Origin of the sequence: Brevibacillus sp. Leaf182 (genome assembly GCF_001423865.2) — a bacterium.
In the GTDB taxonomy this organism is placed as follows: Bacteria; Bacillota; Bacilli; order Brevibacillales; family Brevibacillaceae; genus Brevibacillus; species Brevibacillus brevis_C.
On sequence record NZ_LMPN02000024.1, the window covers coordinates 285,429 to 307,558 of the forward strand.

The 22,130-nt window shown below is 49.4% G+C and carries 19 protein-coding genes; 4 read left to right on the forward strand and 15 right to left on the reverse strand.

All coding sequences use genetic code 11. The annotated features are described in order from the left end of the window. Nucleotides 1-5: 5 nt before the first annotated feature. The 5 genes from ASG16_RS17630 to ASG16_RS17650 form a co-directional block, all read right to left on the reverse strand. On the reverse strand, nucleotides 6-608 hold the full coding sequence (locus ASG16_RS17630; protein WP_056489704.1) for a TetR/AcrR family transcriptional regulator: 603 nt from the start codon (nucleotides 606-608) through the stop codon (nucleotides 6-8). A gap of 151 nt (nucleotides 609-759) precedes the next feature. Next, the gene (gene pepV / locus ASG16_RS17635; RefSeq protein ID WP_056489706.1) at nucleotides 760-2,196 is read right to left on the reverse strand and encodes a dipeptidase PepV; all 1,437 of its coding nucleotides are present in this window, start codon (nucleotides 2,194-2,196) and stop codon (nucleotides 760-762) included. Beyond that, a complete protein-coding gene (locus ASG16_RS17640) occupies nucleotides 2,183-2,914 on the reverse strand; it encodes a GTP pyrophosphokinase (protein ID WP_017250656.1) in 732 nt (243 codons plus the stop codon). Before ASG16_RS17640 ends, pepV begins: the two co-directional genes overlap by 14 nt. Before the next feature lie 133 nt (nucleotides 2,915-3,047). Continuing rightward, complete coding sequence (locus tag ASG16_RS17645) at nucleotides 3,048-5,129, reverse strand: methyl-accepting chemotaxis protein (protein WP_056489866.1); 2,082 nt, start codon at nucleotides 5,127-5,129, stop codon at nucleotides 3,048-3,050. Nucleotides 5,130-5,251: 122 nt separating this feature from the next. Further along, nucleotides 5,252-5,725, reverse strand: a complete 474-nt coding sequence (locus ASG16_RS17650) for an N-acetyltransferase (protein ID WP_056489707.1) — start codon at nucleotides 5,723-5,725, stop codon at nucleotides 5,252-5,254. 201 nt (nucleotides 5,726-5,926) lie between these two features. Here ASG16_RS17650 and ASG16_RS17655 point away from each other — a divergent pair, with 201 nt between their 5' ends. Then, on the forward strand, nucleotides 5,927-6,520 hold the full coding sequence (locus ASG16_RS17655) for a TetR/AcrR family transcriptional regulator (RefSeq protein WP_047071619.1): 594 nt from the start codon (nucleotides 5,927-5,929) through the stop codon (nucleotides 6,518-6,520). Between the two features lie 38 nt (nucleotides 6,521-6,558). Here ASG16_RS17655 and ASG16_RS17660 read toward each other — a convergent pair whose 3' ends face one another. The 3 genes from ASG16_RS17660 to ASG16_RS17665 are packed head-to-tail and all read right to left on the reverse strand — an operon-like array spanning nucleotide 6,559 to nucleotide 9,700. Further along, on the reverse strand, nucleotides 6,559-8,235 hold the full coding sequence (locus tag ASG16_RS17660) for a peptide ABC transporter substrate-binding protein (RefSeq protein WP_056489709.1): 1,677 nt from the start codon (nucleotides 8,233-8,235) through the stop codon (nucleotides 6,559-6,561). A 3-nt stretch (nucleotides 8,236-8,238) separates the two neighbouring features. Further along, entirely contained in the window at nucleotides 8,239-8,412 is a 174-nt protein-coding gene (locus ASG16_RS30945; protein WP_173629375.1) for a hypothetical protein, read from the reverse strand. Continuing rightward, nucleotides 8,372-9,700, reverse strand: coding sequence for a sensor histidine kinase (locus ASG16_RS17665; protein ID WP_056489711.1), 1,329 nt, complete (start codon nucleotides 9,698-9,700; stop codon nucleotides 8,372-8,374). The genes ASG16_RS30945 and ASG16_RS17665 overlap by 41 nt, the downstream gene beginning before the upstream one ends. Nucleotides 9,701-9,881: 181 nt before the next feature. Between ASG16_RS17665 and ASG16_RS17670 the strand changes: the two genes are divergently transcribed. Together ASG16_RS17670 and ASG16_RS17675 are read left to right on the forward strand one after the other, a co-directional pair. Beyond that, nucleotides 9,882-12,374 (forward strand): U32 family peptidase, encoded by a 2,493-nt coding sequence (locus tag ASG16_RS17670; protein ID WP_056489713.1) that lies wholly within the window; start codon nucleotides 9,882-9,884, stop codon nucleotides 12,372-12,374. A gap of 31 nt (nucleotides 12,375-12,405) precedes the next feature. Further along, on the forward strand, nucleotides 12,406-12,636 hold the full coding sequence (locus tag ASG16_RS17675) for a DUF1128 domain-containing protein (protein ID WP_015892616.1): 231 nt from the start codon (nucleotides 12,406-12,408) through the stop codon (nucleotides 12,634-12,636). A 65-nt stretch (nucleotides 12,637-12,701) separates the two neighbouring features. On the opposite strand, the gene ASG16_RS17680 is transcribed toward ASG16_RS17675, so the two are convergent. From ASG16_RS17680 to fabF, 3 genes are all read right to left on the reverse strand, one after another. Then, the gene (locus ASG16_RS17680) at nucleotides 12,702-13,775 is read right to left on the reverse strand and encodes a DUF4179 domain-containing protein (protein ID WP_056489714.1); all 1,074 of its coding nucleotides are present in this window, start codon (nucleotides 13,773-13,775) and stop codon (nucleotides 12,702-12,704) included. After that, nucleotides 13,750-14,298 (reverse strand): sigma-70 family RNA polymerase sigma factor, encoded by a 549-nt coding sequence (locus ASG16_RS17685; RefSeq protein WP_056489717.1) that lies wholly within the window; start codon nucleotides 14,296-14,298, stop codon nucleotides 13,750-13,752. The genes ASG16_RS17680 and ASG16_RS17685 overlap by 26 nt, the downstream gene beginning before the upstream one ends. Before the next feature lie 125 nt (nucleotides 14,299-14,423). Continuing rightward, nucleotides 14,424-15,656 carry a beta-ketoacyl-ACP synthase II gene (fabF, locus tag ASG16_RS17690; RefSeq protein WP_056489720.1) on the reverse strand — a complete coding sequence of 411 codons (1,233 nt, stop codon included), beginning with the start codon at nucleotides 15,654-15,656 and terminating at the stop codon, nucleotides 14,424-14,426. 135 nt (nucleotides 15,657-15,791) lie between these two features. On the opposite strand from fabF, the gene ASG16_RS17695 reads away from it, so the two are divergent. Continuing rightward, nucleotides 15,792-16,655 carry a helix-turn-helix transcriptional regulator gene (locus ASG16_RS17695; protein ID WP_056489722.1) on the forward strand — a complete coding sequence of 288 codons (864 nt, stop codon included), beginning with the start codon at nucleotides 15,792-15,794 and terminating at the stop codon, nucleotides 16,653-16,655. 336 nt (nucleotides 16,656-16,991) lie between these two features. Here ASG16_RS17695 and cimA read toward each other — a convergent pair whose 3' ends face one another. The 4 genes from cimA to ASG16_RS17720 form a co-directional block, all read right to left on the reverse strand. Then, nucleotides 16,992-18,614 carry a citramalate synthase gene (gene cimA / locus ASG16_RS17705; RefSeq protein WP_056489724.1) on the reverse strand — a complete coding sequence of 541 codons (1,623 nt, stop codon included), beginning with the start codon at nucleotides 18,612-18,614 and terminating at the stop codon, nucleotides 16,992-16,994. Between the two features lie 118 nt (nucleotides 18,615-18,732). After that, nucleotides 18,733-19,572, reverse strand: coding sequence for an alpha/beta hydrolase (locus ASG16_RS17710; protein ID WP_056489727.1), 840 nt, complete (start codon nucleotides 19,570-19,572; stop codon nucleotides 18,733-18,735). A gap of 103 nt (nucleotides 19,573-19,675) precedes the next feature. Beyond that, nucleotides 19,676-20,767 (reverse strand): YheC/YheD family endospore coat-associated protein, encoded by a 1,092-nt coding sequence (locus tag ASG16_RS17715; protein WP_056489729.1) that lies wholly within the window; start codon nucleotides 20,765-20,767, stop codon nucleotides 19,676-19,678. A gap of 118 nt (nucleotides 20,768-20,885) precedes the next feature. After that, a complete protein-coding gene (locus ASG16_RS17720; protein WP_056489731.1) occupies nucleotides 20,886-22,079 on the reverse strand; it encodes a M20 metallopeptidase family protein in 1,194 nt (397 codons plus the stop codon). Between the last annotated feature and the right edge of the window lie 51 nt (nucleotides 22,080-22,130).

Genomic DNA, 22,130 nt, shown 5'->3' on the forward strand with positions numbered 1-22,130 from the left:
GAGTACTAGCGATTCTTCGGTCCAAAAAGCTGGATGGCAACCGGAACGAATTTTTCCCACATGTTGCTTTGCGGCCCATCCGTCAAATTCACACGAAGACCAATTAACAGACTCATGTACGCTGTCGCCACGTATTTGGGATCTTGGACATGCAAGAGTCCTTTCTCTTGTCCATTGATCAAGAGCTCGGCAATTTTCGTACGAAAGGTATTGTGAAACGCATCTAGCTCAGCAAAAGAATGCGCGAAACGATTGTAGTAGCCGACTACTTGTACGACCAGACGCAAGTACGAATCGAACGTAGCGAAGCTCTTGATGTGATTGGTCACCATTCTCTCCAATTCCAGTAATGGCTCAGATGCTTGGGGATCAAAGTCAAGCAGTTTGACCGAATGCTCCTGCAATGGCTCGGTGACGGCTGCATGAAAGAGCTGATCCTTGTTTTCAAAGTACGTGAAAACACTGCCAAAGCTCACTCCGGATGCCTTCGCGACTTTTGCAATGGTGGTATCGTCATAGCCGTGCTCGGCAAACAAAAGAACTGCCTGCTGGAGAATCGTTTCCCGCTTTTGCTTCATTTTTAGCACTTGTTCTTCTGAAAGTGGCATGGTGTACAGTCTCCTTGCTAATGAATGATTAATCGATCAATCGTTAATTTGCATTATAGTACTGACTTCCAGCATTTGCAAAGATTTTTGTCTCTTTCTGATTCAGCCAAAATAAAAACGGCTGGCACTTATGCCCAGCCGTTTGCTATTCCTATTTCGCCAATTCATAGATCGCTTGCGCGTAAATCGCTGTCGCTTTGATCAGATCATCCACGAAAATATATTCATCTCGCTGGTGGGCGCTGTCAGGACGCCCTGGGAACAGCGGTCCGAATGCTACCCCAACATCCAACGAACGGCCGTAGGTAGCGCCGCCAATTGCAATGATGCCAGCTTCTTCGCCTGTTTGTTCCGTATACACGCGTTGCAGTGTCGTCACCAAAGGATGATTCGGGTCGACGCGGTGTGGTGTCAGATGCTCAGCTACTTCGAGTGTAAATGCCCCTTCACTGAATCGTTCAGCAAGAACGGCCGACCATTTTTCGAAGGCAACAGAATGTGGGTAGCGGATATTCAGACGGAAAAGCGCATCCTGCTTTTCGTCATACTCGATCACACCTGTGTTCAGTGTGAGCGCACCCATTTCTTCATCATCATGGGAGATGCCGAGCGCTTCACCGTAATGCTGCTTGTGCAAATAACGATCAGCCAAGCCTACAAATACAGCTCCGCGTTCATCCAAGGACAAGGAGAGCAAAAAGTGAATGAGCTCGGTACCCGCGTTGACGCCTTTGCTCGGGTCCATTCCGTGAACCGAGACGCCCTCCATGTGCAGCACTACGAGACCGTCCTGCTCCTCCACTTTGCCTTTCAAACCAGTCGCTTCCAAGTGCTGGCGATAACTTTGTGCAATCGCCTCACTATTCAAGCCGATTGGCGCAAGCGTTGCTACAGCCTTGTCTGGAACCATGTTCATCCGCAAGCCAGCTTGTAAAGAAACGAGCTTTGCCTCCACATTTTCCGCAGCAGGCATTCCAAGGCTTTGGAAGGAAGCAAGCGTCTGACGTAAAGACAGATCAGTCAAGCCTTTTTCCGCATAGATCAGCGGGAAGTCTGCATCTGGCGTAAAGCCCATCGTCGGCATTTCTTCCGTTTCAAAATACGTGTTCACACACTGCCAACTCGATTCTTCATCCGTACCGAAAATAAAGCGCACGCGCTTCGACAGCGGCAATCCCAGCTCCATCACGATCTTCGCTGCGAAAATGGCAGCCATCGTTGGTCCCTTGTCATCAATTGCACCACGGGCCACCATGCGTCCATCCACGATCTCTGCTGCATACGGTGGCGTACTCCAGCCATCGCCTTCCGGTACGACATCGACATGGCTCAGAATGCCGATCAATTCCTCGCCCTGCCCGAATTCAGCGTGCCCTGCATAGCCGCGGACGTCTTTGGTTGTCATGCCTGCTTTTTCACAGACGTCTAGCGCAAAGTCAAGCGCTTCCCGAATCCCTTCTCCAAAAGGGGCACCTTCTCTGGCTGTCTCAGGGTCCAAAACGCTTTTAATCTGCAAAAATTGTTGTGTTGTCGCAATCAGTTCGTCCTTGCGTTTATTTGTTTCTTCCAGCCAATTAACGCTTGTCATTCTCTTCTCCAGTCCTCTCATTCATACTTCCTTCGTCCATTGCCGCATCGACGTCGAGATCCAGCTCCACCAACGATAATAATGATTCCATCGGCACTTCTTTTTTCGTAAATTCTGCTTGGGCGTCTTTAATCTCATCCCGGATGTTGTTCATTTCGCTGTCCAGCTTGTAGGACGCCTTGGCAGCCTCGAACAATCTTTGCCGTATATCGGATGGGATAATTCCCTCGTATTTATAATTCAGCGAGTGCTCAATTGTCGCCCAAAAATTCATTCCCAATGTGCGAATCTGAATTTCTACCGGAATGGTCACTTGCCCACCCGCCATCATGATCGGATACTCCACAGCAAGGTGATAACCGCGATATCCGCTTTCTTTTGGCGTAGAGACATAATCCTTCTCCAAATACACACGCATGTCTCCGCGATTGCGGATCATCTCAACGACTGCAGGTATATCATCAATAAACTGGCAAATGACGCGGATGCCCGCGATATCACGAATTTCCCAGCAGATATTCTCATCAATCGGAAACTGCAAGCGGTTTGCCTTGTTGTAAATACTCGGGATCGATTTAACCCTGCCCACCGCAAACTCAATCGGTGAATGCTCCTTGCGTTTGCGCAGCTCATTACGGATATTTTTAATTTTGACTTTGATTTCTTCTACAGCTTGTTCGAACGGTAGCAGATATAGTTCCCAATCTAGTTTGTGCACGCTTACGTCCCTCCGGCTTGAAACTCTCCATCGTCCTTATCATTCAACATTTTGTGTGAGATATCCTTCCAAAATACAAAAAGAGACGGGAGAAAAGGCAGTTGTCACCGGCTTTTGCTCCGTCCCTTTTTTCTTAATTTTCGCGCGAAACAAAGGCTGCAAGTGAGCTTCTCAGCTCTTCTGCTAGAATGGCCAACTGAGTCGCAGCATCAGCAATGAGCTCCATCGCTGCACTCTGCTCCTCTACCGCAGCCGAGATGCTTTGAACACCGGCAGCGGCTTGCATCGATGCAGACGATACTTCCCCAGCGACAACGGCTACCTGTTGGGCATCTGGCGCCATACGCCTAAAGGCTTCACTGACACCGTTAATTTCCTGCGACACCCCGAGGATGTTTTCCTCGATATGCTGGAACATCTCTTGCGATTGGTGTGCTGTCTTCATGCCGCGGGCGGTCGTTTGGGCACCCTCGACCATCCTGGCGACCGCTTCCTTTGTATCCTTTTGTACGTCTCCAATCATCCCTACAATCTGCTGGGCAGCACTGTTGGTATCTTCTGCCAGCTTGCGCACTTCTCCTGCGACGACTGCAAATCCCTTGCCATGCTCTCCTGCTCTGGCCGCTTCAATCGCAGCATTCAAGGCTAGCAGATTGGTCTGTCGGGCAATTTCTGTAATGACGGAGATAATTCTCGAAATGTCCTTCGAGCGCCCTTCTAATACATGAATGACATCCGTTGCAGCTTCTACCGAACGATTGATTTCGTCCATGCTGTCCATCACATCTGTGATCGCGCGTCTGCCAGCATGTGCTTGCTGCTTCATTTCTTCCGCAGATACGGTCACCCGTTCTACATTTTCCGTTACAACCGCCACATCTTTCGTCAAATCAACAGCCAGATTCAAGGTTTGTCCCATTTTTTCTACTTGACTGTCGGCAGAAGCAGCCACTTGATCGACGACGAGGACAATTTGCTGGCTGGAAGCGGCAATCTCACTGGTGTTTCCCTGAATATTGCGTACGGCACCGGAAACAGAAGCGGCTGCCTGCTGAATCTGAAACAAAATTTTGCGCAGTTGCTTCTGCATCGTAACGAGAGACCCTGCAAGCTCCCCTAATTCGTCTTTTCGTTTTAATAGCTTGTAAGGTATCTCTCGCGAAAAATCCCCATGCCCAATCCGCTCTGCCACGGCAAGCATGCCGCGAAACGAGCGACGAAGCCAGTTTGCTGTAAATAAAGAGATGATGACGATGAGCAAGAGGACGGCACCATTAAAGGCAATCATGGCATCCCGAATGCGGGTTGGGCCCTCCAGTATTTCAGTCATATTCATCTCTGCCAAAATCGCCCACGTCTTCTTCCCCACTTTGACCTGATCGTAGGATACGAGTACTTGCTGTCCTAAGTAATCCATGCTTTCGACTGTTCCTTCGGATTGTTGGGTGAGCAAAACTTGATCGACGATGGGCGTATCTACTTTTTGCTGTAACAACGTATTTGGTCCACTACCCAGTTGCGAGCGCATGAGCTTGTCCGGACCGCCCACCAAGTAAATCTTCCCGGTTTCCCCTAGTCCTTCTCGTTGGTTGAATATTCTTGAAATATAATCCATGGATACTTCGACGGCTATTTGCCCGATGATGTAGCCTCGTTCGTAGATCGGCGCTGCAATGTATACCCCTGGCGCCCCTCCTGATGGTTCGTAATGGCCGAGATCTGACATTTCTGCGCTTTGGGTTTTCCTGACTTGCTGCACAGTCTGGCCAAGTACAGAGTCAGCGTGTGGGCCAGTCAGGAGATTGGTGCCAAAATCGGCCTGCGGCTTTGTCTCATACACGATGTCCCCTTGTGCATTTAACAAAAAAGCATTTACGAAGCCGTAGCGCGCGACTTCCATCTTCAATTCGTTCGTATACCGCGCTTGCACTTCTTCATAAGCAGGCGATTCCAGGCCATGCCGCCACACGTCCTCAAACGAAGAAAGGGCAGACATTACTGTTCCCGATGCAGCCAATGTATCCACGTTCCTGGCTCGCTCGCGAAAGTAATTTTCCACCTGTTCCTTGTTGCTGTGACGCAGCGCTTCCAGTGTAGCGGCACTTCCATTCAACAATTCCTGCTTGGATTCCTGATAAGCAAACACTCCCGCTGCTGTCAACGGTACACTTCCTGCCAGTAGTAGGACGAGCAATATACGAGCGCCTAGCTTCATGGAAAAGCCCCCCATTTTTGCCAATCTCTTTTTCTGGTATACTTGTAGAATATTGTTTATATTTCTACTATTTATATGAATATAGTACCAGAAAAGAAAAAAGGAAGGCTAGACCAAATGTATCAGGCTGTTTCGAAAATCATAGCAATTTCGTCGCACATCGGCAGTTTGGAGCAGTTAATGCAATCCTTCCAAGCTTTTTGCGGCAGCGTTTCCTTGGCAACCACCCAAAACCCGCACTTTTCAAAAAATACTTGTTGATAGGTCAGCGCCAATACACGTTTAATTCCCAGAAGGCGGCATTGCTCAACCAAATGAAGAACCAGATGTTTCCCAACACCCATCCCCTTCGCTTTTTCCGAGATAGCCAAGGAGCGGATCTCAGCCAGATCCTCCCACAAAATATGTAGGCCTGCGACACCTACGACCGAATCTCCATCATGAGCGACAATAAAGGATTGCAAGTTTTCACAGAAAGACAGCTTCGTACGTGGCAGCATCAAGCCTTGTTGTGCATATTCATTAACAATCTCCAACATGGCATCCACGTCTTTCATCGTAGCCTGACGTACTGCCAGTGCCTTTGCAACACCCATTTTACTCTCCTCCACCCCATGCATCTCGAGCCTGGTATGATTTAATATTTATTCATTATAGTATATAAATATACATTCACACTGCGCAGAAGTCTATCCTTTTTTCACCTAAATTATGCTCAATTGCATGAACTATTCTTTTGTTAGGTAACGGTTGTGTTATAATCAAGCGTACGAGTTCTTAAGGAGGTGCTACATAATTTGACGACGAGACGGGAACGGAAAAAGCGCGAAACCCGCGAAAAAATCTTCAATGCTGCCATCAAGCTTTTCAAAACGCACGGCTTTGAAGCAACCACCATCGACATGATTTCCGAAGAAGCCGATGTTGCTCGCGGTACGATCTTTTTGCATTTCACTTCAAAGGAAGCCATTCTCGCTAACTGGGGATATGAACGTCTGCATGAAATCGAAGAGCGTCGGGAAGAGTGGGACTATGGTAACGACTGCAAATCGAAGGTACTGCGGATCTACAAGATCATGAATGAAGTCACCATCACCAATTTCGATTTCATCAAAGTCGTCGTAGAATCCTCGATGAAACATCGGAAAGTGCTTGAGAATGAAAAGAATATGTACTTTGAATTGCGTCAACTGTTCGCTGATCTGATTGAAGAAGCACAAGAAAAGAATCAATTGAAAAGCAAATTCAACCCTCTTGTCGCTGCGAATATGTTGGAAAATATCTACTATAACGCTCTTTATGATTGGGTACGCAGTGAAGGCGCCTGGGCACTCGAAGAAATCATGGAAGAGAAGGTCTCTATCGTATTCGAAGGGCTGGTCGTGGAATAATCCGACTGACCAGCCCTTCGAATGTGACTGCTTGTGATTTATTCGAAATACGCCCATTTGTACTGCGCGTGTCCCAAACCTGAAATGACTACGCCTTTTAACTTGGGGTTCTGCGCATACACCGTAGACTTAAAGTAAAACGGTATGACTGGCATTTCGTCCACCAGGATTTTCTCCGCCTCTTGCAAGATCGCTTTTCGTTTGGCAGCATCCTTCTCCTTGGCAGAAGCCGCCAATAGATCGGCATATTGACGATTCTCCCAACGAGTATGGTTGTTGCCTTCCTTCGTTCGGAATATTTCCAGGAAGTTGATCGGATCGTTGAAATCCCCTGTCCACCCCATCCGCGCTACTTGGTACTTCCCGTTTTTCACGTTTTCATAGTAGACATTCCATTCCTGATTCTCCAGCTTGACGTGCACACCCAAGTTTTTTTGCCACATGTCCTGTACAGCTTGCGCGATTTTGGTCTGTGCTTCCTCCGTATTATAGGACAGTGTAATCGGCGGGAGCTGGTCGACGCTGGCATAACCTTCTTCCTTCATGCCTTCCGCCAACAGTTGCTTGGCTTTTTCTATGTCGTTGTCTGTAAACAAGCCTTGCTCGTTCTCAGCAAACATAGTAGGCGGCACTACGGCTGTCGCAACCAATTCCCCTCCCTGTGTGATGTTCTCCACGATGTCTTTCCGGTTGATCGCGTATGAAAAGGCTTGGCGAATTTTTTTGTTGTGGAAAGGCTTTTGCTCTGTGTTGAATTCATACCAATACGTCCCGGCTTTTGGTGTGATTACCAGCAATCCTTTTTCCTTCAAGGTCGGCATCGCGTCGAGTGGAAGATTGCCTGTCGGGGCACCTGCCCAATCGAGATCGCCACCCTCCAGCATCGCCAGCTCTGTATTCGCGTCATTGATCATATTCATTTCGATTTTGGTCATCTTGACAGCGTCTGCGTCCCAATAATGCTCGTTTTTCACAAGCGTCAGCTTGGTTTTATGCTCCCACGTATCGAGCTTGAACGGTCCATTTGAGGTGTAGGCTGGTCCTGCTTCCTTCGCCCAGTCCGGATTGTCTTTCACCACTTTGGTATTTAGCGGAAAGTAGCTGTAAAAAGCCGTCAGCTCCAGAAAAAATGGCGTCGGGTTTTCCAGTTGGACGACCAATGTTTTGTCATCTGTTGCCTTGACCCCGATCTCTTCGGGCTTCGCTTTGCCTGCAAAGGCCGCTTCTGCATTTTTTACATAAAATAGCTGATAGGCATACTGGGAACCGTTTTTGGAATCGAGTGCCCATTTCCAGGCGTTTTCAAAATCGTGCGCGGTCACAGGATCTCCGTTCGACCACTTCGCTTTGTCGCGAATCGTGAAGGTGTACGTCAGCAAATCATCTGATGCCTTGATTTCCTGTGCCATGGCAGGCTGTGGAACGCCCTTGTCGTCAATGCGAGTCAGCCCCTCAAACGTCTGAAAAATAACATTGGATGACCAAACATCCGAAATGAGTCCGGGATGAAGAGAAAGCGGTTCTGTAAAGTTATTCAGTCTGAGTATTTGTTCGGATTGCCCAGATGCACTAGCCGGTGTAGCTTCTGTCGTTGGTTGTGTGGCAGGCTTTGCTGCTTCCTGTGGTTGTCCGCATGCAGCAAGCGCTAAAGCAAAGCCTGCTGCGAAAACAGCTTTTCCTGTTTTTTGCCACCATCGGGTTACGTAACGTTGCATGGTTTATTCCCCTTCGTTCGGGAGCCTTCGCTGTTCTTCACGCTGCTGCCATTCTTTCAGCTCGCTTTTGATTTGATAGAGCTCTGCACGTGTCTCGAGCTTGAACGCTTTTAATTCACTTCTGATGACAGCCAACTCATGAAAGAGTCGCTCCCACACCTCTTGTTCTTTGTCCATGTTCGCCTCCTTTTTCGGTCGTATACACAGCAGGCAGTTGAATCGTCACCTGCGTTCCGTGCCCGTGTTCACTCTGAAAGTGGATCGTCCCTTGCATCGCCTCGATAATCCGGCAGGTTACCATCAAACCGAGACCTGTCCCTTTTTCCTTTGTAGAATAAAAAGGCAACCCAATCTGTTCAATCTGCTCCGGCGTCATCCCCTCTCCCTCATCCTTGATGGAAATCACATGATAGTTCCCGGCTGCTTGTACGGTGACGTGCAGTACGCCACCTTGTCCCATCGATTCGATGCCGTTTTTCATCAGATTCATCAATGCTTGCTTGAGCTTAACGGCGTTGCTCTCAACGAATAGGCCCGGCTCGGTCTCACAGGCGATTTCCACTCGGTTCATGACGCTGTAAGAGGACATGATGGCGGTCACTTCTTTCACGGTATGCGCAATCTCCAGTCGCTCCAGCGTCTCAGAATGAGGCTTGGCCAGATTTAAATAGTCGGAAATGATAAATTCAGCCCGATCGAGTTCATTTAAAACCAATCGGATGTATTCAATGTTTTTCGGATTCGTCTCCTCACGCAACAATTGGACAAAGCCTCGTACCACTGTGAGTGGGTTGCGCACTTCATGGGCAACACTAGCTGCCAGCTCACTGATCAGGTTCAGCTTTTCCGAGCGTTCGACCTGCTTGCGGATAATATGAGATTCTCGAATAAACTCGATGAAATAAACGGCTCCACCTTGTACGATCAAAGCGAGGTAGCCGATTTCCACTAGCGGCTCCAGATAATCGTTAATGATGGACAACGAGAACCCTTTCCAGATCAAAACAACCATCCCTCCACCGATGATGGATAGCTGCTTCAAGCATCCGATCAAGAGAACGACCGCTAGTTTTTTTCGCAAAGAGTAGCCATACCAACGATTGACCAACAAAAACGGAATGATCGCGTAGACCATCGTTCCAAGAATCGTGATGAGAACGCCATCGCCACCCAAAACGATCCTTACGACAAACATCACCAAAATCGTCAAAATGCCCGGGATATAACCGGCGTATAAAATGGTAATAATGATCGGTATCGAGCGTAAATCGTACTCCATACCATTACTGAGTTGTACTGGAAAGCTCATGGCAAAAATGACACTGATCGAGCTACAAACGATAACCATGGATGACTTGACGCTCATCTTGTTCGAGGTTGATCGCCCCAGCCAAACATTTCTATACAGCAAAACAGGGACGATAACGAACAGTAACTGTAGCAAAATGTCTTTGATGATTAACATATATCGGTTCCCCTGGCTCTTAGAATATTTCGATTTTTCTTACAGAATAACATCACAGGTGTCTTTCTGGAAGGCACATTTTCAACATCTGCCAGAAAGGATGTTTTTGTTGCGGTGACCAGCACATTTCCCTATGATGAAGAAGAGCTTGTTTGAAGACCTTGGAGGTAATGACATACACATGCGAAATGGTATAAAGCGTGAAGATATCGAGCTGTTGGCACCTGCTGGTAACTGGGATTGTTTGAAGGCAGCCGTGGCCAACGGAGCCAATGCCATCTTTTTTGGGGTAGAAAAGTTCAACGCGCGTGCTCGTGCTGAGAACTTCCAAATGGCAGAACTGCCTGAGATTATGGCTTATTTGCACATGTACGGGGTAAAGGGCTTCCTTACCTTTAATATTCTCGTATTTGAAAATGAACTAGAGGATGCACGCGAGCTGATAGACGCCTGTATTCACGCTGGAGTAGACGCTGTGATCGTTCAAGACCTCGGTCTTGTAAAGATGATCCGCGAGATATCTCCAGACTTCCCGATTCACGGCTCTACACAAATGACGATCACTTCGCCAGAAGCGGTGGAGTTCACGAAGCCGTTTGATATGGAACGCGTCGTACTCGGTCGTGAAAATTCATTAAAAGAGATCAAAAAAATTGGAGAAAAAGCAAAGCTGCCGATGGAAGTATTCGTCCACGGTGCCTTGTGCGTTTCTTATTCCGGACAATGTCTGACCTCGGAAATGTGGGGTGGACGCTCGGCAAACCGCGGCGAGTGTGCCCAAGCCTGTCGTTTGCCGTATGACCTGATGGTAGACGGTGTGCAGAAGGAAATGGGGAATATCGCTTACGTGCTGTCCCCGAAGGACTTGGCTGCTATCGATTTGGTTCCTGAGCTGATCGAGGCTGGCGTGACTTCCTTTAAAATTGAAGGTCGCCTGAAAACACCTGAATACGTGGCAAACGTTGTGAGCAAATACAATGCCGCCATCGAGCGTTATTTTGCCGGACAAGATACGGGACCATCCGAGGTAGAAGTTCGTGAGCTGCAACAAAGCTTCTCTCGCGGGTTTACACACGGATTTTTGACCGGGACAAACAACAAGCAGCTCGTAGATGGTTCGTTCCCGAAAAGCCGCGGTGTGTTTTTGGGAACCGTAAAAAAACTGCTTCCTACAGGCGTTTTGGTGGAAATCACTGCTCCTGTCAAACGCGGAGACGGAATCGTGTTCGACGCGGGTGACCCCACGCAAAAAGAAGAAGGTGGTCGCATCTACGATATTTTGAGCCGCAGTAAAAAAGTAGAAGGCGAAGTATCCAAAGGCCTGTACGAAATCGTCATGGGACGCAATGACGTGAATCTGAAGCGTCTCCATGTCGGTGACCGCGTATGGAAGACGAGCGATCCTGAGCTCGATCGTCGCCTGCGCAAAACATTTGAGACAGAAAAGCCTTATCGCACTTTCCCGCTGTCCGTTCACGTAAGCGGCAAGCTGGGTGAAAAGCTCAGCGTTACTTGGGTGGATAAACAGGCGAATCACGCTGTCAGTGTTCCTTCTGAGGTACTGCTGGAGACTGCTTTGAAGCGTCCTCTGACGGCTGAGTTGCTGCACGATCAACTCAGCCGTCTGGGCGGAACCATTTTCCACCTGGAAGCTCACGACCTGACTGTCGATCTCGAAGGGGATCTCATCGTACCTGTCAGTGAGTTGAACCGGATGCGCCGTGACGCAGTAGAGCAGCTCGTGTTCCTGCGTTCCAAGCCGCCGATTTACCATCATCACGATATCAATGTATACGCGGACGTACCAACGAGAAAACCAGTGGAAAAGCCGCTCCTGACAGCTCTGTGCCGCTCGCTTGAGCAATTGGAAGCAGCTGCGCAAACAGATGTGGACTTTCTCTACGCTGACTTTGAATTCGTCAAGCAGTATCCAGAGGGTGTCAAGCTGGCTCATAAGTACGGGAAAAAGATCGGGATTGCTACGATGCGCATTCATATGCCGGATGAAAACGGTGTCCTTGCCCTGATCGCGAAAAGCAAGCCAGACGCTATTCTGGTGCGCAATACGGGAGCACTCTATTACTACTTGTCCCGTCGTGATGAAATCGACATTCCGCTGATTGGCGATTTCTCCTTGAATGTCGCGAACCACAAGGCAGTTGAGCTGTTCCTTGCAACAGGTCTTGAGCGCGTAACGCCATCGTACGATCTGAACATCCAGCAGATGGTCGATCTGCTCAGCCGTTCGAACGCTGCGAATATGGAGCTGGTCATCCATCAGCACATGCCGATGTTCCACACAGAGCACTGCGTATACTGCACATTCATGAGTGAAGGTACGGATCATACAAACTGCGGAACTCCATGTGAGACCTCCCGTATTTCTTTGAAAGACCGCGTCGGTTTCTCTCACCCTGTACGTGTGGATACCGGTTGCCGCAATACCGTTTATAACGCGATTGACCAGTCCGGTGCTGAGTACTTGAGTGAGTTCCGCTCTCTGAATGTCGGTAGCTACCGCATCGAGTTTTTGGAAGAAGAGCCAGAGCGTGTGAAAGAAGTAATCAGTCTGTATCGCAAGGCATTGCGTGGAGAAGTTAGCGGTACACACGTATGGCGTACCCTGAAGGCAACCAACCAGTTGGGCGTCACACGTGGGCAACTGACGAAATAAATACCAGCTTTGTAGAGAGGAGAGAGTAAGTATGGCTGACCTGAATCAACCGACAGTAGAAAACTTGGCCATTATCATTGAGGGCATCAAAGCAAAGCTGAACATGGCGAATACGGCGGTGATGCGCCCGGAGGATTTCGATCTCGTTCATTACGAGGATTTGCTGTACCTGTACAACATGGTGCAGAAAAAAGCGGCGTTTGGCATCAATGAAATGACCGCCATCGTTGAAGAGCTGGGTGCGATGAGAAAGCAATCCTAGTTTTTGCCCTGATCAAGTAAAGAAGCGTCGCTCCAGTATGTGGAGGGACGCTTTTTTGTGTGGTTTTATTTTTGCAAGGAAATGGTAAACGTATGGAACTTGATGTTCTTTCCATGCTTGTGTATCGTCTCCATTGCCGATTGGATCAGTGTTTCTTTCCCTTTGCCATCCATTTCGACACCGCCACCGTTCGTAGGCAATGACATATATGGCGTGATCGTTAATTCTTTTACATCTGCTGTCACCGGGTCGAAACGTCTTGTACCCGTGAGATACTCTTTGCCTTCGGACTTTTTGCCTTGGCTGCCACCTGAGTACGCTCCCAGCTCGTTCCCTTTTTCATCAACCACCTTGAATTCCAAATAGCTCGATAAATACCCAATTTCCTCGGTTACTGCCTGGAAGCTCACAACCAGCCCTGCTGGACCCATTGTGACATCCGAAACGGTCAGGTCAATGCCTCCAGCTTGTTGCTGGTGATTAATCGGAATGCGCTTCGTATCTGTACGTTTACTGATTGGTAGGGAGAAGCTCCACTTCTTGCCGTCCTCCCCCTGGAAGCTCAACCCTAGCTTGAACTCCTGAGGCAAGTCATTCATTGCGTCGATATCGACAATTCCGGTCGCAAGCGTCGGTGTGATTTGTGTTTGCTTGCTGCTTCCTGCATATCCAAACGCTTCCCCGTTCACTGTCAAATCTGGTGAGGAGCCTAAATAATGCTCTCCGACTGCCTCCTTCGTTTCCAATGTGTACCCAATTGTAAAGCGTGTCCCATCATAGTAGACTTCATTGACGGTAATCGCATTGCCACCCACGTCCTGCGACTCTCCGATGACAGTCGTTAAGCCTTTTTCGCTCGCTTGCTTCAATCCGCTGTCACCGTAAGTCGCGAATATCGATCCGATCAATGGTACCTTGGAGACTAGGTTTGCCATCGCGGGTGAGACAGTCGCTGAGCTAAACAAGATACCTAGAGCAACGACTGCAGCCCCTGTGCTATACACCAGCTTCGTTTTGTTTAGGCGTTTTCTTTGTGGCGCTGCTTCTCGAACCGTTTTGGTGATAATGTCGTCTAGCTTTTCTGTAGGGACCGGAATGCGATCTACTTGCTCTTTATAGGCATGAATTTTTTCTCTCATGGAAATACTCCCCTTTCAGCTTCTTCCTTAATAGAGAAAGACCTCTGTGTATGTTCGTTTTCACGGTGCCTTCCGGGCAATCTAGCAAGGCTGCGATTTGCTTTACAGAATAGTCCTTATAAAATCGCAGCAAGAGAACCGTTACATACTTTTCTTCGAGCTCTCCCATTGCTTCCAAAAGGTCGATTCGTTCTTCCAGCCTTACACCTTCTGTATCTCGCATATTTTCGATCATGTCTTTACTCAGCGAAATTACCTTTCGCTTTTTAGCCAAATAGGCAATCGCCGTGTTGATCAAAATTCGCATCAGCCATGTCGTAAAATATTGATCGTCCTTTAGGGTTGAAATGGAGATCAAAGCCTTATAGACCGTTTCCTGAAAAACCTCCAGCGCATCCTCTTCATTGCGTGTGTACACGAAAGCCATTTTGTACAAATTGGCTTTTTCCTGGTGCATGAGCATTTGGAATGACTCTGAATCACCGGCCTTGGCGCGTGCAACGAGACCAAGCGTTTTGTTCAATCTGCTCCCCTCCTTTTCTCCCCAGTTAGAGAAATCAGGACTGTAAAACGTTTCACATTTTTTACCGAAATGCAAAAAGCCTGCTCTCATAGTCTACCGGAGACTACGGAAACAGGCTCTATCCGTTACACTTTTTTCAATACGATGACTGCGTTATGACCGCCAAAGCCAAAGGAATTGGACATGCCGATGTCGAGCGTGGCTTTGCGTGCTGTATTTGGCACATAGTCCAGATCGCAGTCCGGGTCTTGCTCCTCCTGATTGATCGTCGGGGGAATGATTCCTTCCTGCAAGCTCTTAATCAGGGCGATCGCCTCCGCCCCCCCTGCTGCACCAAACATATGACCGGTCATCGATTTGTTGGCGGTGATCGGCACACGGTACGCATGCTCGCCAAACAGCTTTTTGATAGCCAATGTCTCGGAACGGTCTCCGATTTCTGTGCTGGTTGCGTGCGCACTGATGACATCGACGTCTGTCGTTTGCACCCCCGCTTCCTGGAGTGCCCATTTCATCGCGCGGTAGGGACCGATTCCTTCTGGATGTGTCGCCACCATATGATAGGCGTCAGAGCTTGCCCCATAGCCAATCACCTCGGCATACATCCTGGCGTTTCTTTTCTTGGCGTGTGATTCTGATTCCAATATCACAATACCTGCACCCTCTGCCATGACAAACCCATCCCGCTTTGCATCAAATGGCCGACTCGCTCCTGCTGGATCATCATTTCTCGTGGACAATGCCGTCGCATTGCTAAAGCTGGCGAGAGATATATCCGTCACTGCGGCCTCAGAGCCTCCTGCGATGACGATATCCGCCGCGCCCGCCCGAATGAGCCGGAAAGCCTCTCCGATAGACGTATTCCCAATCGAGCAAGCAGTAACAGGGGACATCGTCGGCCCGTACAGACCGTACTTGATGCTGATCATCGCTGCTGCCATGTTGGAGATGAGCATGGGAACCAGCGTCGGGCTGATCCTCTCAGGACCTCGCTCACGCAGGACATCATGCTGCTCAAGCAATGTCTTTACCCCACCAATGCCAGAGCCTACATATACCCCGATTCGCTCGCGGTCCAACTCGTCCAACCGAAGTTCTGCATCCTCTAGCGCTTCTTCTACAGCAGCAAGAGCGAACTGGCAAAAGCGATCCATTCGCCGCGCTTCTTTGCGCCCAAAACGCTCCTCCGGATCAAAATCTCGCACCAAACCTGCGATTTTCGTTTTATTGCGTGCTGTATCAAAAGTATCAATAGGTGAGATACCAGACTTCCCTTGCACGAGACTGTTCCAAAACTGATTTACTGTATTCCCTACCGGGGAGATCACACCCATACCTGTAACAACGACTTTTTCCATGGTAAGCCTCCAATTCGAGTGCCTTATGGAGATCATCTTGTCACATGGGTTATCCTATTACAAGTTGTTGTTTATCCTAGTATAATGAGTACTAGTCTAACAAACTTAACCAGTTGAGGAAATGGAGAGTGTACCATGAATCAGCAAACGCGTTTGCAGGCACTGTCTACTTTTTTGAAAGCACAGCGCGCCAAAATCCAGCCACAATCGGTCGGACTGGCTCCCGGGACGCGTAGAAGAACCCCTGGACTGCGAAGAGAAGAAGTTGCACAGCTCGCGGGGGTTAGCTCCACCTGGTATACATGGCTGGAACAAGGCCGCGACATCAAGGTCTCGCCTTCTGTTCTGGATGCAGTAGCGAGAGCCTTGCAGCTTACCGTCGATGAGCGAAAATATTTGTATGCGCTGGCACTGGAGACAGGCACGGGAGTCGGGCAAGACGTGCAAAAAGATGAACCGCCGCAGATCAATCCGGCCCTGAAACGAATCTTGAAAGAATTGCGCTCGTGTCCAGCCATCATTACAGATCGGCGCAGTCATATTGTCGGCTGGAACGAGGCAGCCGCACATGTCTTTCTCGATTTTGAACAAATCCCTTACGAAGAGCGGAATTTGATCCGTCTCGTGTTTACGCGAAAAGAATTACGACGGCTGGCCGTTAACTGGGAGCATTTCGTCAGCGGCTTTCTTGCAATTTTTCGTGCCAATTACGGTCAGTATGTAGAGGACGAATGGTACGAGCAGTTTTTAAGCGAGATGCGGCAGGTTCATCCCGACTTTCACGAACTATGGGAGCAGAGCCGTGTCAGCTCAGCCCCGGAGGTTTTACTGGAATTCCGTCATGCAAAGGCAGGGAAAATGCTCTTTCATCTGACTTCACTGCAAGTTTCCGGGAATGCGGATTTGCGATGCAGCATTTACACGCCTGACCCGAATTCTGCCACGGAAACGAAGCTGCGTCAGCTGATTGATCGTCCGGTTTCTTCTGCACAACCGTGACCGAAGGTTTTTCTGGTTTGAGTCAACATAGTGTAGGAGAAGAAAAAGCACAGTTCTCTTCGACTCTGACAGGCCTGCATGGGGGATTGACTGGCCGTCTCCACTTCAAAAAGGGGACCGTCGAGCCAAAGCCACCCTACGGGCGGAAGGTTCTCGAGGAAGAAGTGTTCGACAAGCGTGGTCCCCTTTTTGAAGTTCCGACTGGGTAGGCGTTGTCAAGGTCTGCGAGCCCTGTGCTTTTTCTTCTCACCAGCTTTGTTTGTTCATCGTTATTTTCTAAACCTTGTATACCAAAGAAAACCAGCCCAACGGCAAATGCTCGGGCTGGTCTTTTTATTAATGATTCACAATCCCTACGCGCGTCCCCGAGGAAGCAAGGCTTCCGACTTCCTCGCAGCCCTCTTTCCACAGCAAGTAACGGATACTGTCTGCCAACGCTTCCCAGCTCGCTTCGATGACGTTGGTGGAGACGCCGACTGTGCTCCACTTTTCGCCGTTGCTCGAGGATTCGATTAGGACACGTACTTTTGCGGCTGTCGCACCGTTTTCGTCCAAGACACGCACTTTGTAATCTTCCAGTTGCATTTTTGCAATGCATGGATAGTAGCCTTCCAATGCTTTTCGCATCGCATTGTCCAACGCATTCACCGGACCATTGCCATCAGCCGCCGTATGGACTGACTCCCCATTCACACGCAGCTTCACGGTCGCCTCTGACGTGATCGATTGGACGGCTGCCTTTTCCAGCATGATCTTGAAGGAGTCCAGCTTGAACAGGTTTTTCAGCTTGCCGGAGGCTTCCAGCAGCATCAACGTTAGCGAAGCCTCTGCTCCCTCGTATTGATAGCCTTGGAATTCGCGCTCTTTGATGTGTGTAATGATTTCTCTCGCCTTTTCCCGATCCAGTGACAGATCGATCTCCAGCTCTTCCATTTTGGCAAGCAAATTGCTTTGCCCAGCGAGCTCTGAGACGAGTACGCGACGTTTGTTGCCGATGTTTTCCGGCTCGATGTGCTCGTACGTTTTCGGATCGCGCATAACGGCGCTTACGTGAATACCACCCTTGTGAGCAAAAGCACTGTACCCGACAAACGGCTGGTTGTTCGGCATCGTCATGTTGGCAATTTCCGCTACATAGCGAGACAACTGTGTCAGCTCCTGCAATTGATCGGTACTCACACAGTGATAGCCCAGCTTGAGCTGCAAATTCGGAACGACTGAGATCAGGTTGACGTTTCCACAGCGCTCACCGATGCCGTTAATGGTTCCTTGTACTTGCTGTGCACCCGCCTGAATCGCAGCTAGCGCGTTGGCAACTGCCACTCCGCTGTCATTGTGCGGATGAATGCCTACAGGCGTCCGCAGATGGCCCACAGTCGTTTTGACAATCTCATAGACTTCATGCGGCAGTGTCCCGCCATTTGTATCACAGAGAACGATCCAGTCAGCTCCAGCTTCTTCTGCCGCTTCCAGCACTCGCAATGCGTAACGCGGATTCGCCTTGTAGCCATCGAAGAAATGCTCTGCCAAAAAGAGAGTCGTCAGTCCGTTTTCTTTTAAAAATGCGACCGAATCAGCGACCATGCGCACGTTTTCTTCCAATGTCGTCTTAAGAGCATCCGTCACGTGCAAGTCCCATGATTTCCCGAAGATCGCCGCTGCCGAGGCTCCGCTTAAGATCAACGCTTGCAGATTGTCATCATCGGAAGCAGCTACATTCGGTCTACAGGTACTGCCAAAAGCCGTTACCTTAGCGTGCTGCAACGAAATCTCCCGGATACGCTCAAAAAAAGCCATGTCCTTTGGATTGCTGCCCGGCCAACCGCCTTCAATAAAATCAATGCCAAATTGGTCCAGCCGCAGTGCGATCTTTATCTTGTCTTCTACCGACAGGCTGATCCCCTCTCCCTGCGTACCATCTCGCAGGGTCGTATCATACAGATACACCTTGCTATTCATGTTTCTTCTCCACCTGTTCTGTTATTTTTCTGAATAATCACATCTTTCTAACCGTTAGACGATTCCCAGTATACCACAGCCCAAATGGATTGAAAACGCAGGAAAATAGAGGTTTTTTCTATGTCCGTGGGGTGCGGACAAATGCGACAGTTTGCTTGATCGCTGCTTCCAGTGGAGCCGATGTACCTGCAAACGGATGACGCGTGTTAAATGTATGATCTCCGCCTTCTATCCAGTGCAGCTCGCTATTTTTGGCAGCCTGATGAATTCTTTTTGCACCCTCTACCAGACGGACATAATCTTTTTCTCCTGTGATGATGCACAGTGGTTGATCCATCGCAGAAACAAGTTCTAGAATATCGTATTTCTGGCGATTGTTGTCCACGTCCTCGATCACGACCCTCGTGATTGGCATGTCTTGACCAGTCCGCGCATTCGCTATGTACCCCACGCCCGTCTCTTCTATTTGCTGGCGTAGCTTCTCGTCAAACAAATCAACATGAGCGATTCCGTTCCAGGTCACAATCCCTGCCACATGCGGGTTGTTTGCTCCGAACAGAATCGCGTCACCGCCGCCCTTGCTGTGTCCCAATACGTACAGCTTCGTTTTGTCCACATAATCGGGTACTGGAAGCTCGCCTGACAAAATCCGTTCCGTCAACGCTTGCAAATCAGCCAGTTCACGCGCATACGTATTGCGCCCGAATTTCTCCAGCTCGTCGAACTCCGTCAAGCTCTCCCCTACGCCATTGCAGCTAAAATTAAAGCGAATCGTGGTGATGCCTTGCTTGGCCAGCTCATCGGCTACGTAAGGAAAGCTTCCCCAATCCTTGAAGCCTTTAAAACCATGGCAAAACAGCAGTAGTGGCTGTGCTGAGCCTGCCGCTTCCTCCGTATGAATGTCTCCTCGTAGCGTCAACTCCTCGTCGAGTGCGATGGAAAAGGATTGCTTTTGCATGTGCGTTTCACCTCTTGTGCATTTTTTTATTATTATGCCGTGTCCCCCTCTTAAAAGAAACGAAAATGCCAAAAAAAAGACCTTCCTCTTTGGAAGATCCCCTTTAGTTAACTGCGCTGTTTTTATTAACAAGATACAACGCATACTCCAACGGTCGTCGAACCGCCGTCGCATATCGCTTGTGCTGACGTATCTGCTTGAAAATTTCTCTGCCTGGCTTCGGATTGATTTCGATAATCCAAACCTTCCCGTTAACATCAATCCCCAAGTCAAAGCCAAACTCCATCATCAGGCCAAAATGCTCTTCAATGCGTGTGACAGTCTTGATCGCGAGCTCCCTGCATTCCAGTACAATCCGCTCCGCCATTTCCGGACCAAATCGTTTGACCAAAAAGGAAACAGCAGGCAAAGCGGTTCCCCCTCCATGCAAATTCGAGGTGGACGATTGCATTGGCCCAACGCGAATGCCCATCCCGGTCAAACACCACTGACCCTTCCCGTCCTTTTGCACGAGCAGGCGAGCATCTACTGTTCGCTTGGGAACCAGTGACAACCGCAGCCCCTGTTGAAGAAAAAACTGCTCGTTTCCGCTCTTCTCATTCTTCATCCAATGCTCCAGCCGCTCGCACACCTCTGTGAGCGTCGCCATTTTTTCACAGCTTTTGGCTTGCTGCTTGGTCCTGCCATGCAAAAGGTAGCGACCTGCTCGTTTCTCCACACGCAGTATGCTTCTTCCACCTGTGCCGTTTGTCGGCTTGAGATAAACCAGACGATGATCAGCAAGCATCGCAGCAAGCGTTTTTCTGTCGTAGGGAAGTGTTTCGGGAAGCCAGCGCTGTAGCTCTGGATCTTGTATCAAAATCTGATGAACGACATATTTGTTCGAGAAGCGGTTATTCGCATAACGAAACCAATCTTGCTTGCGAAATGGCAAATAGGCACGATGCTTAGGCAATGGATAGTAGCGATAACGGTCGATGACGATATCGGGCCAGGCAAAACACTCTCGTCTCCACTTCCTGCCATCTGGTACATAACCGTTGATCCGCTTTTCTGCATAACGGACATCTTGTGGGCTAAACAAAAAAACCTCTGCCCCCATAGCCCTTCCTTCCTCAACCAGCCTTCGCAAATAGCCGGGCTCGACAAAGCCTGATTCTCCTCGGTAGGTCAGTACGCCTATCCGTCTTCTCACCGAAAGGCCACTCCCTCCCTTGTTCGATTTTCTAGCTAGCCTCGTATAGCTTATGGCTGAAAGCAAAAAAAAGCGCCTTTGTCCTATGTAGGCAAAAGCGCATCTTTCATGAATTTTCTTATCGTTGATGTGTTTCCAAATAGTGAAGCGCTGTTCGTCCCAAGAGCTCGCCTGCGATTAACATGGCATCCTCGTCGATATCAAAACGGGGATGGTGATGCGGATAGGCCGCCAGTTTTTCTGGATTGCCTGCCCCAACGAACAAGTAAGCGCCGGGCACCTTTTCCAAGTAGTAAGAAAAGTCCTCGCCACCCATCAACGGCTTCATCGATTCTACACGGCCAGCTCCAAATGCTGCGATGGCTGCTTCCTGTGCGATCGCTGTTTCTTTCTCGTGGTTAATGACGGCTGGATACCCGCGATCGTAGACAACCGTAGCGCTGCCTCCCATCAAGGAAGCTGTCCCCTCCGCAATTTCTGTCAGGCGCTGCTCCGCACGATCGCGGACGTCTGGCAAAAAGGTGCGGACAGTCCCTGTCAAACGACAGCTATCTGCGATGATGTTCGTACTGTCTCCGCCGTGGAACGTTCCCACGGTCACGACCACACTTTCTAACGGGCTGATGTTGCGGCTGGCAATCGTTTGCAGATGACCGACGATTTGCGAACCGATCACAATGGAGTCGACGGTTTCTTCTGGAACAGCTCCGTGTCCCCCTTTGCCTTTGATCTCGATGGAAAAGTCGTCCGTATTCGCCATGAGCGGACCTGCACTAATGTACACCTTCCCCACAGGGAACATCGACCAGAGATGAACGCCAAAGATCGCATCGACGCCATCTATAGCACCATCCTGAACCATTTGGGTAGCTCCACCCGGATTTTCTTCTTCCGCATGCTGAAAGACAAAGCGAATTTCGCCGGCAAACTGCTCACGATGTGCTGCTAAAACAGAAGCGAGTCCTAATAGCTGGGAAGTGTGCGCATCATGACCACACGCATGCATGACACCAGGGACAGTAGATTTATACGGCACTGCTTTTTGATCTTGAATCGGCAGTGCGTCAAAATCCGCACGCAACGCGACAACCTTACCCGGGCGCCCTCCGCGCAAAACGCCGATAACTCCTCTACCCCCCACACCTGTGCGAACCTCATCAAAGTGAAGTCCTCTCAATATTTCGGCAATGAGAGCTGGCGTCTTCTCCTCTTGAAAGGAAAGCTCGGGATGCTGGTGCAGATGACGCCTCCAGCTAATGATTTGCGGCTCCATCTGTTTGAGTAGCTCTTTTAATTGATCCTGCAAGGCCATGGTTCTTACTCCTCCCCTGGGTGCACCATTCTTCTCCCATCATAGCAGAAT